11 protein-coding genes and 1 riboswitch are annotated in these 10,076 nt (G+C 45.9%); of the genes, 3 read left to right on the top strand and 8 right to left on the bottom strand.

Annotation, left to right across the window (positions count from 1 at the left end; genetic code table 11):
- The 3 genes from D479_RS13880 to D479_RS13890 form a co-directional block, all read left to right on the top strand.
- Positions 1–426 (top strand): CAP domain-containing protein (locus D479_RS13880; protein WP_008638129.1); only part of this gene is annotated, 426 nt, incomplete at its 5' end.
- Between the two features lie 164 nt (positions 427–590).
- On the top strand, positions 591–854 hold the full coding sequence (locus tag D479_RS13885; protein ID WP_008638130.1) for a hypothetical protein: 264 nt from the start codon (positions 591–593) through the stop codon (positions 852–854).
- Between the two features lie 115 nt (positions 855–969).
- Positions 970–2,601, top strand: coding sequence for a DUF2207 domain-containing protein (locus tag D479_RS13890; protein WP_008638131.1), 1,632 nt, complete (start codon positions 970–972; stop codon positions 2,599–2,601).
- 50 nt (positions 2,602–2,651) lie between these two features.
- Here D479_RS13890 and D479_RS13895 read toward each other — a convergent pair whose 3' ends face one another.
- From D479_RS13895 to D479_RS13925, 8 genes are all read right to left on the bottom strand, one after another.
- Positions 2,652–4,133, bottom strand: a complete 1,482-nt coding sequence (locus tag D479_RS13895) for a methyl-accepting chemotaxis protein (RefSeq protein ID WP_008638133.1) — start codon at positions 4,131–4,133, stop codon at positions 2,652–2,654.
- The gene (locus D479_RS20795; protein ID WP_008638134.1) at positions 4,130–4,288 is read right to left on the bottom strand and encodes a hypothetical protein; all 159 of its coding nucleotides are present in this window, start codon (positions 4,286–4,288) and stop codon (positions 4,130–4,132) included. The genes D479_RS13895 and D479_RS20795 overlap by 4 nt, the downstream gene beginning before the upstream one ends.
- Positions 4,289–4,429: 141 nt before the next feature.
- Positions 4,430–5,650 carry a CNNM domain-containing protein gene (locus D479_RS13900; protein ID WP_008638135.1) on the bottom strand — a complete coding sequence of 407 codons (1,221 nt, stop codon included), beginning with the start codon at positions 5,648–5,650 and terminating at the stop codon, positions 4,430–4,432.
- Between the two features lie 102 nt (positions 5,651–5,752).
- Positions 5,753–6,490: a DUF3784 domain-containing protein gene (locus D479_RS13905; protein ID WP_008638136.1), complete on the bottom strand. Its 738-nt coding sequence runs from the start codon at positions 6,488–6,490 to the stop codon at positions 5,753–5,755.
- Between the two features lie 56 nt (positions 6,491–6,546).
- Positions 6,547–7,758: a Bcr/CflA family efflux MFS transporter gene (locus tag D479_RS13910; RefSeq protein WP_008638137.1), complete on the bottom strand. Its 1,212-nt coding sequence runs from the start codon at positions 7,756–7,758 to the stop codon at positions 6,547–6,549.
- A gap of 128 nt (positions 7,759–7,886) precedes the next feature.
- Positions 7,887–9,002: an endonuclease gene (locus D479_RS13915; protein WP_008638138.1), complete on the bottom strand. Its 1,116-nt coding sequence runs from the start codon at positions 9,000–9,002 to the stop codon at positions 7,887–7,889.
- A gap of 128 nt (positions 9,003–9,130) precedes the next feature.
- Positions 9,131–9,445, bottom strand: a complete 315-nt coding sequence (locus D479_RS13920) for a multidrug efflux SMR transporter (protein WP_008638139.1) — start codon at positions 9,443–9,445, stop codon at positions 9,131–9,133.
- A complete protein-coding gene (locus D479_RS13925; protein WP_008638140.1) occupies positions 9,445–9,774 on the bottom strand; it encodes a multidrug efflux SMR transporter in 330 nt (109 codons plus the stop codon). Before D479_RS13925 ends, D479_RS13920 begins: the two co-directional genes overlap by 1 nt.
- A gap of 64 nt (positions 9,775–9,838) precedes the next feature.
- Positions 9,839–9,945: riboswitch (guanidine-I (ykkC/yxkD leader) on the bottom strand.
- Between the last annotated feature and the right edge of the window lie 131 nt (positions 9,946–10,076).

Here is a 10,076-nt window from a genome sequence, read left to right on the forward strand (position 1 = left end):
CAAGCTCAACCAAAAGCAGAACAGCAAAACGAGCAAGCATCTTCTGAAGTCTCCGCTTTCGAAAAACAAGTAGTAGAATTGACAAACCAGGAACGTGAGAAACAAGGACTGGCACCACTTGAGCTTGATACAGAGCTTAGTGTCGTAGCTAAGGACAAATCTTTGGATATGCAGAAAAATAACTACTTCTCTCATAACAGCCCAACGTACGGCTCTCCATTTGACATGATGAAGACGTATGGCATTGACTATCAAACAGCAGGGGAGAACATTGCCATGGGACAAACAAGCCCTGAGCAGGTTGTCCAAGGTTGGATGAACAGTGAAGGTCACCGTAAAAACATCATGAACCCTAACTTCACACACATTGGAGTAGGTCATGCAGAAGACGGAAACTACTGGACACAAATGTTCATTGGAAAATAAAAGATTTCGAGTCGCCGGATCTTCCGGCGGCTTTTTTTGTAGGCTTTTTGAGGAATTCTACTTTTTTTCTTTTTTATATGTCTGAAAACACTTGCAATTAGTCTGAATATTCCATAAAATCAATCATAATTTATCAATACCAATAAAAGAAAGAAGGGTTCTTTTTGAATACAAAAACGGTGAGTCATCTTTATAATGTCTGCCCACTCTGTCACGGTACCGGTGCCTATAAGGAATATGATGACAGCAAAGCCAACATGATCATGGACCTCTACCAACGTGTCAATCACGCCAAGGAGGATGCCGCCTGGAGACTCGCAGTCGAAGAAACGAGCTATGAGAAGGAATGTGCCAGGTGTAAAGGGAGCGGCAATGTACTGAATGATGAAGGTCAGGAGATGTTCCAAGCCCTTCAACGCTTTGCCTGAACCTAAATAGTAATGGAAGAAGAGCTTCTATCCGGGAGCTCTTTTTTCTATGACTTACCAATGAAACCTATTTCCACTTCTATACGTAGTTATGAATAGAAAGCGGGTGGAATCTATGAAGAAGTGGGTCACTGGATCGATTATTCTCCTCATCCTTCTCCTTCCCCTCCCTGTTTATGCCGCGGATTATTCGATTGAAGAAACGAATATCACGGCATCTTTGCAGGCGGATGGTAAAGTAATGGTGGAAGAATCACACACGTACGCGTTTGATGGAGAATTCAATGGTATAACAAGAACACTTATTCCGAAACAACAGGGCACGGAAATCACCGATGTCCGTGCCGAAGAGAACGGAAAAGCTTTGGAGGTGGAAAGAGAAGGGGATCTGTATAAAGTCTATCGCGGCGGTTCAGACGAAACCATAACGGTCGACCTTTTTTACACGATTGAGAACGGCATGGAGCATTATGCTGATGTGTCCCAGTTTTATTGGCCTTTCTTTGATGATAGAAACGAGTCTACCTATGAGGACTTGACGATCACTGTCGTCCCTCCAGCGCAGACGGAAGCGAAAGTGGCTTTCGGATACGATGCTGCCTATGAAACAGAACAATTGTTGGACGATGGATCCGTTCGATACGAAATGGGAGAAGTACCGGCTAACGAGAAAGGGGACATCCGCGTCGCCTATGATGCTTCCCTCTTCTATGCAGCCGGCAACACGAAAGAAATGCTCGGAACCATCCTTGCTGAGAAGAAGTCCCTGGACGACGAGGCAGCGGAGAAAAAGCAGAGAGAAGAACAGTGGGGGAAAATCGGCGCAATTCTCACGGTTTCAGCAACTGCCTTGGCGGTCCTCCTGTATGGTTACGGCCTAAGAAGAAGGAAAATGACAGGTTGGGATGCCGAACGTATTAAAGGGGGCTCCTTATTTCCAGATCACTCCATGAGTATACCGGGAATGATCAGCTTTATGAAGGGCGGCTATATGAATCACAAAGCACTGACCGCTGCAATGCTTGATCTTGTCCGTAAAGGACTGATTGAAGAACAGTCCAAGAAGGTGTATAAACGCCTTGACCGTCTTCCGGACCACGAGCACGAGCAGCAATTGATCGAATGGTTATATGATGATATAGCCCAAAGCGATACCCTATATATTGACGATATAGAAAGGTACGCAAAGAACAAAGAAAATAGTGAAACCTATCGTAAACGACATCATTCCTGGCAGAAGCTTGTCAGAAAGGAAGTGAAGGAGCAGAGCTTATACGCTTCATCCGCTGTTCCACGATGGACAGCAGGCTTAACAGCACTCGGCCTTTTTCCTTTCACCATTCTTCTTCCTTTGAACGGTACATTCCTTTGGATGATTTTCGTCATCCTGCTGCTCATCTACTTCTTGCTGTTCAGCATTGCATACAAGCCGTTGAATGTGGAAGGACGTAGTCTCTACGACCAGCTCCAGCCGTTGAAAAAAGATGACGATTGGGAAACATGGGAAGAAGAAGACCGCTTAAAAGCACTTTTGTTTCAAATCGGAGCAGGTAAACGTGATCCCCTTTCCCAACCGTTCCCCTCTTCCACCCAGTCCAGCGAAATTGCAACGTATGTGGTGATTGGTTCTTACTTTGAAACGAACTTTTCGGACGCACAGCGTCATACCACAGTTTCCGCTTCATCTGGAAGCTCAAGCAGCGGGGGTGGGACCGGTGGCGGCGGCGGCGGTTCCGGAGCCTTTTAATTACACTTAAAAAACCTCCCGATACGGATAGATCGGGAGGTTTCCTTTTTTTACTTATGTTGATCCACGGCCAATAATTGATCGGCTTTTTCAGTTGTATGGTTCATAATAGCAGCTATGTTTTCGCTGTCAGAAGTGAGCGCTTCCACCGTGGCACTCATTTCCTGCATACCTGCACTCGATTCCTCAATGATTGCAGCTAATTCCCCACTCCACTGTTCCACTTGAAGATTGTCCGTAATTACTCTCATCATGACATCATCCGTCTCTTTGAAAATATCAACAATATGGACGAGTACTTCCTTCAAGTCTGTGAAATAGGTATGGATCTCACCGAAAGAATCTTGAATGGAGGTGATCTTCGCAGAACTTCCATCCATCTTCTCCAATGTGGATTCATTATTCCGGAGAGCTTCCATCAAATTGGTCGTTATTTTCTCTGCCGTATCATTTGTCATCTCTGAAAGCTTTCTAATCTCATCAGCTACAACAGAAAATCCTTTTCCTGCTTCGCCCGCACGAGCAGCTTCAATAGATGCATTCAAGGCGAGCAGATTCGTCTGCTCCGATATCTTCTTGATATCATCAGAGAACGTGCCTGTTTCTTTTACTTTATTGCTTAAATGGTGGAACGTTTCATTTAAATCGCTCATGAATGCTTTGATTTGCTGAATTTCCATCGTAAAGGTCTCCACCTTGACCTCGCTGCTCTCCGTCATTCTGTTCGCTTCATTCGTTTCTTCACGGAGTGCCTCCATCCGCTTCCCTAACTCCATCATTTCCTGCTGTGATCTTGTCGTACGTTCCGCAATGTCAGAAATTTGGCCTGCCTGCTGCTGACTGCCGGACGCTACTTCCTGGATAGCTGTCTGCATCTCTTCCTGGGCCTGTAAGTTCCCCTGTACGCGCCCGTTCATGCTGGTAATATCATCTTTGATCACGGTAGCATGATCCAGGATTTGCACTTTCAGGTTCTTCTGTTCATCTGTCCGATAATCAGCCTCCATGACGAGGCTCTCGATTGCCCGCTCCTGGCCTTTACTCAAATGGATAAGTACAATGAAAAGGACACCGATCAGCAAATAAGCGAGGTAGATAGTCGCTGCATTTTCCTGAAGGGAAACCTGATCCACCGTGCTGTAAAGCTGGTTGAGGATAAGTGAGAGCCCACCCATAAAGTAACCAATGGCAAATACCGTTCGTTTAAAGTGGACGACTGCAAATACGGAAAGGAAGTACGTGATAAGTACGGCTGTCCATCCGCCACCGACGTAGAAAACACCAGAGACTGTAAAGGTATTGACCAGGACGACACTTACATAAGGGAACAGTTCCGGCTTCCTCCCCCAAATCGTTCCGAAGAAGGAAATGGTAAATAGAGCGATTTCAATTCCGAACAGAATGAATGCTTCCTGTTCCCCTTCCATCAGTGATTTCATGAATGCTGCTGCTAAGGACAACGTGAAAGCAGTAAAAAGAAGCAGGTTTTTCTTTTTCAACGTCTCCTGTTTCATCTGATCGATTGCGCTCATCTCCCTTCTTCCCCCTTCCTTAAACCGGAATTGAATACAGAGAAGCCATCATCCGCCACTACTACATCCGTACCCTTCCCGCCGATTTCCACTGCTTTTTCCCGTCCGATTCCCAAGGATCCACCTTTAATGACTGTTTTATTTGCCAGCATCATAACCCCATCACCTTCCGATATATGTATAGCGTACCACCTCTTATATCGGCCATGATATGGAAAATTAAAGGGTCTATAGTCCTCTGGTCCTTTTAATATTCCCATACAAAAAACCCGGCGCAAAGGCCGGGTTATTCTTATCTATTTTATAATTTGGATCCTTCTCAGCATTCTTCCTTCGATCTCAAGCACTTTAAACGTCAGGTTATTCCTTTCCAACACATCCCCTTCTTGCGGGAAGTCATTGAACTCCTTCAGAAGATAGCCTGCAAGGACGTCTTCTTCTTCCGGAACTTCTGTATCGAAAATCGAGTTCAAACGCCGGAGAGTAATCTTTCCGTCACAGATCAGTTCGGTCTCTGATATCTTCTCAATGATGGAGTCACTTTCTACGTCCATTTCATCCTCAATTTCAAGACCGATCATTGCTTCAATGACATCCTCATGTGTAAGAACCCCTTCGGTTCCTCCATACTCATCCAGAACGATCGCCATATGCTTCTTCTCTTTTGTCATCTTCCGGAAAACCCATTCTATACTATGGAATTCATAAACGACAAGAGGATCCTTATACGTGAAATCCTTGAGCGGGCGTTCAGGTTCCATTGCCCAGGAAATCAAATACTTTGAATGAAGAACAGCAACAATGTCATCTATGTCTTCCCGATAAACCGGGTACCTTGTAAACGGGTGTTGAGTAACCATATCCCGAACTTCCTCAAACATTGCCTCTTCTGAAATGGCAATCATATCCACCCGGGGTGTTTTCAGGACATCCTTTACATTCAGATTATAGAAATCAAGCACACCTTTGATCCGGTGGGATTCCGCTTCGTTGAAGGTCCCTTCCGAATCTGCAATGTCAACCATCGTCCGAAGCTCCTCTTTTGAAACGGAGACATCGTTCGTTTCTCCTTTGGACAAAGCCTTCGTAATGGATCCTGTCAACCAGTTCAACACCACAGTCACTGGTTTAAAAAGGATAACGAAAAACCGGATGACCGGAGAAACCAACATGGATATTCGATCCGGGAAGGCAGCGGCAATCGATTTCGGAATGACTTCTGAGAAGACGATGATGGTGACAGTCAAAATGGCGGAAGCCACCCCTACACTGAATCCATACTCAATAGCTAGTGCCGTAACCAATGTTGGAAGCAGAATGTTAGCTATATTATTACCAATCAAGATTGTCGTAATGAATTCACTTGGACGGGAAACAAGATTCAACAACTTTTCCGCTTTTTTATCATTTTTATTCACTCGAGCCTGCAGCTTCATTTTGTTTGCAGCAGTCAATGCTGTTTCGCTTCCCGAGAAAAATAAAGAAACGAACAGTAGAACAATGATCGCGATGATCACAAGAAAACTCCTCCTTGAAATTGTACATGCCGGTTTATTATAACACGTTCCGTAGTCAGGATAACAACCGTACGTATTCGCGATGCACATGCATCGTCGTCATCAACGAACCGACTCTTTCAGCGTTTCATACAAGCGTCTGGTTTCTTCCTCATCTTCTTTATTAATGAACAAATCGTCCTCTTTCGTCTTTATGTACACGGAGGGCTTCATATCCGCTTGAATGAATAGCAGTGCTCCTTCATATGGGTCCTCGAGACGGAAGCGCCCTTTCAAATGACCTCCCGATGCGAAACCATTGGACTTCACAATCACATCCGGCACGTCATCCAAGATCTCCACCTTCTCTATGTCAGCAAGTGACCATTCACCGCCATACATTCCCGAAATCTTCACCTTTGAATCTTCAACCGTTACGGTATTGTCGATCAATCCAGTAATGGTCAGTGCAACTACTCCCCCGAAGATGGCGACGGAAAAGATACTTGTCATCCATACGTTCCGCTTCCTTTTACGAGGAACCTCGTATCGCTGTATCCAAACAATACCGGTCAATAAAACGATGAAAAACAAACCAAGCCCGACCTCAAATGCCAGATCAACCGGAAGCAGGCCGGCAAGAAAAGTGAGCAGAAGCATTGAGAACGTCCATTTCAGCAGACGGCCTGTTGCGTCTACATAGCCGTTCTCCAACAGATACTGCTGCTCCTCTTCCGACCGGTTTCCGAACCCGGAAATTAATCCGTACTCTCTCTTTTTAACCACCAGATACGTTAATCCGCCGTAAATAACCAATACCCATACCATGATGATGCTATAGACGATAAAACCAGTATTCATCCTGCACCTCCTGTTTTATCATTATAATACACAGCAGGAAATGTTATCCGGATTTATTAAGCTGTTTCCGGCTGCCCGTCCTTCTTCGTCAATGTAAAGAATAGGACAGCACCTATAGAAGATGTCGTAAATAGAATCGTCCCCATCGGCACGGCCGTTGTTTCATTCAATCCGACGAGGGGGGATACAATGGCTCCGAACAATAGAGGAAGCATCCCCAATACGGCACTGGCACTACCGGCCCGGTGTCCCTGATGTTCCATCGCCAAAGTGAACGTACTTGTCAGCACCATTCCCATTGCAGTCATATAAATAAAGATAGGAATTACGATGGAATAGAGCGGGCCTTCCATTACAGTCATCACCAGAAGAAACGCGGTCGCGGTGACGGCAATGATCACTGCTGTCCGAAGTAGACTTCTTTCATGAATAATGCCTCCAAGGCGGCCGATCAGAAAACTTCCCGTTATGATGGCAAGGCCGTTAATACCGAAAAGAACGCTGAAAACCTGTGGGGATACGCCGTAAATTCCCTGATATACAAAAGGGGTTCCCGAAACATAGGCGAAACTCCCCCCATGGACGAATCCGATAGTCAAGGCGTAACCGATGAAGGAACGATCTTTCAACAGTCGTCCGATTGTCAGAATGGATTCCTTTAAAGAGCTCGGAATTCTTCTTTCTTCGGGAAGTGTTTCCGGGAGCTTCTTCGTTACCGTCAAAACGATTAAAACACCGACAAAGCTGAGGAAAAAGAAAATGGTTTCCCATGTTGCAAAAGGGAGTAAAAGAATCGCTCCGCCCGTCATCGGGGCAATCATAGGAGCGGTTGCATTGATGACCATCAATAAAGCGAAGAACTTCGTTAACTGCCGTCCGGTAAAGACGTCACGAACTACGGCACGGGATAGAACAACCCCCGCAGAGGCGGTGAAACCCTGGAGAAAGCGTGCCGCTACAAGAACAGTTATGTTAGGCGCAAGTGCACAAAGCAGAGAAGCTAAAGCAAATAACGAAAGAAAAATGATCAGTGGTTTTTTTCTTCCTTGAGAGTCACTGATCGGTCCTACTACTATTTGTCCTACCGCAAGTCCTATTAAACAAGCCGTTAAACTGAGTTGCACAAGAGACGCACTCGTGTCTAAATCAGAGGCGATTCCCGGGAAACTCGGCAGGTACATATCTATATTTAATGGACCAAGCACACCGAGCATTCCAAGTAGAAACGCAAGACCAATACGTTCTTTTCCTGTTGGATTATGAAGCATATCAAACACCTTCCTCTTCTGTCTGCACTTGAAGTTTTTTCAAGCCGTTAATCTATGATTCTATCTTTAAATAAGCAGGAAGTCTATCCCTCTGCATAACAAAACCTCTGCAGAGCAGAGGTTTTGTTTCACCATATTTCTTCTACATATTCCGGATGGTCGATGAAAGGATTACGGTTATGCTGATAGTCTTCATAAATGACTTCATTCCTGTTCCGTTCGAAGTCATCCACCGGATCGCTCTCATGCCACTCCTTCAGTGTGGAAAGCTTTCCGAGATAAGGGCCGCTCGTACCCGTGGAATCAGCGACTTCTAAATCCAGCTCCCCCTGATCTCCTTCATAACGGACGGCCATATAGAAAATCATTCTTGCTACATCTCCTTTTACTTCGTCACGAGGCTCCCATGAGTCCCCGTCATAATAAGTGTCCGGAGCGTCAGAATAAGGAGATCCGCCATTATCAAAGTCTAAATTACTACGGCTGGAGTTGACAGAGACATCCGTTGGCCGAAGGTGATGCAGGTCCGTCCCCGCTCCCATGGCTGTACCGAATCCACCGTGGGATTTAGCCCAGACATGCTCCCTGTTCCAATCATCCACCCCGCCGCCATTTCGATTCTTGGAAATAGAGTCTCCTGTATAGAGAAGCAGAACGTTTGCAGGGTTCTCCGGGTCCTCGTCGGTATTTCTCAGCGCATCCCAGACTTGGGAATAGGATATTTCTGTATGGTCGTCAATAATATCATGGAGTTCCGCTTTCAACGCATCTCCAGTCAATGAATCCGCACGATCATAATAGGACCCAGGCTGCGAATCCTGTTCTCCTGTTTCCCCATCTCCTTCTTCACCGGCAAGCGCAATGGACGAGACGGATTTGACCCCGGGATGAGCAAAGTAATCATCTCTGCTCCCCTCAACAATGACCTTCTCCCCCATTAAATCCGGATTGTTCTCTAAACCGTAGCTGCCCCGATATTCCGAATCGAGCTTCACAAACAGCATACGTTCTGTCGCATTCTCCTCTTTTTCATCCGCTAAGGCCAAAGCGTAGTTACTGGTGAAGCTGTTCTGCTCTACCTTATCCACCCCAACCGGTACGCCAACAATATAGCCTTCCACCTTCACATCCGATCCGGCCGTCATTTCCATTCCTTCGCTTATAGTAAGAGAGGTCGCTGCAAAAGCAGGCGGACTGACGATCAAGAAGAGAAAGCTGACAATCATCCATATTTGTTTCTTCATTCCATGACACACTCCTTGAAGTGAGATACGTTCTCTAGACCTTTTCCACTTCGGAGTGTGAAATCCTTCCACTTATAAGGAAATTAGTACAATCCTAACATGGTATTAATATTAACTAGTTCTTCTGTTTAAGACACCAGCTTCAGCCCGATGGCGGAAGCAAGGATCATAGTAATGAACACGACCCTCCGCCAATCCTTGGACTCCCCATAAAGAAGCATGCCGAGCACCGCTCCTCCGGCCGCACCGATCCCGGTCCAGACGGCATAAGCGGTTCCCATCGGCAGACTTTCCATTGCCAGGGAAAGAAAGAAGAAGCTCCCGCCAAAGCCCAATAAAAGGAATAGGATGGATTGCCAATTACGGTCTTTATGCAGTTTATTAATCATCCAGACCCCGGTCATTTCAAACAAACCTGCCGCCAGCAAAAAGATCCATGCCATCAGGCTTCCTCCTCCTCTGGTGTCACTGCTTTCAAGCCGACCACCCCAACCAATAAGATAAGAATCAGAATAAGCTTGGCAGCATCGAAACTCTCACCGAAAAAGATGACTCCTGTTGCGACGGTACCAACTGTTCCTAAACCGACGAACACTGCATATACGGTGCCGACGGGGAGCTTGCTTCCGGCAGATATCATTAAATAAAAACTGATTACGATGGCGGCAATCGTACCACTCCATTCCCATAACCCTTCTGCGTGTTTGAGCCCTGCCACCCACAGCACCTCAAACACGGCACCAATAATCACTTGAATCCAATACTTATTCATTGTTCCAAAAACCTCCAATTAATCATTCAAACTATAAAAGCCCGGGAGACACTGCACAGCAGTCATCTCCCAGGCTTTTATCCTTCCGTGGCACAGCTTCTTTGAAAGCTGTGAGCTTTCTCTCGGACCAGTCTAACAGAATACTGTTACGGAACCCTAGAAAGCCTATTTGCTATTCCGTCCACAGTTTATCATCATTTACGGAATAAAGACAACAATTTACCAAGCGTCCCCTGCGGCTTGCCGACGGATACTTCCAATCTTCGGTTGAAGTCATTTCTGAGACTGCCATTCCCGTTTTT

Source organism: Halobacillus sp. BAB-2008, from assembly GCF_000328325.1.
In the GTDB taxonomy this organism is placed as follows: domain Bacteria; phylum Bacillota; class Bacilli; order Bacillales; family Halobacillaceae; genus Halobacillus.

Bases quoted from the DNA above. Each gene is read 5' to 3' on its own strand.
- D479_RS13890 (WP_008638131.1), top strand. From the start codon at position 970: ATGAAGAAGTGGGTCACTGGATCGATTATTCTCCTCATCCTTCTCCTT.
- D479_RS13895 (WP_008638133.1), bottom strand. From the start codon at position 4,133: ATGAGCGCAATCGATCAGATGAAACAGGAGACGTTGAAAAAGAAAAAC.
- D479_RS20795 (WP_008638134.1), bottom strand. From the start codon at position 4,288: ATGATGCTGGCAAATAAAACAGTCATTAAAGGTGGATCCTTGGGAATC.
- D479_RS13905 (WP_008638136.1), bottom strand. From the start codon at position 6,490: ATGAATACTGGTTTTATCGTCTATAGCATCATCATGGTATGGGTATTG.
- D479_RS13910 (WP_008638137.1), bottom strand. From the start codon at position 7,758: ATGCTTCATAATCCAACAGGAAAAGAACGTATTGGTCTTGCGTTTCTA.
- D479_RS13915 (WP_008638138.1), bottom strand. From the start codon at position 9,002: ATGAAGAAACAAATATGGATGATTGTCAGCTTTCTCTTCTTGATCGTC.
- D479_RS13920 (WP_008638139.1), bottom strand. From the start codon at position 9,445: ATGGCATGGATCTTTTTGCTGGCGGCAGGTTTGTTTGAAATGACCGGG.
- D479_RS13925 (WP_008638140.1), bottom strand. From the start codon at position 9,774: ATGAATAAGTATTGGATTCAAGTGATTATTGGTGCCGTGTTTGAGGTG.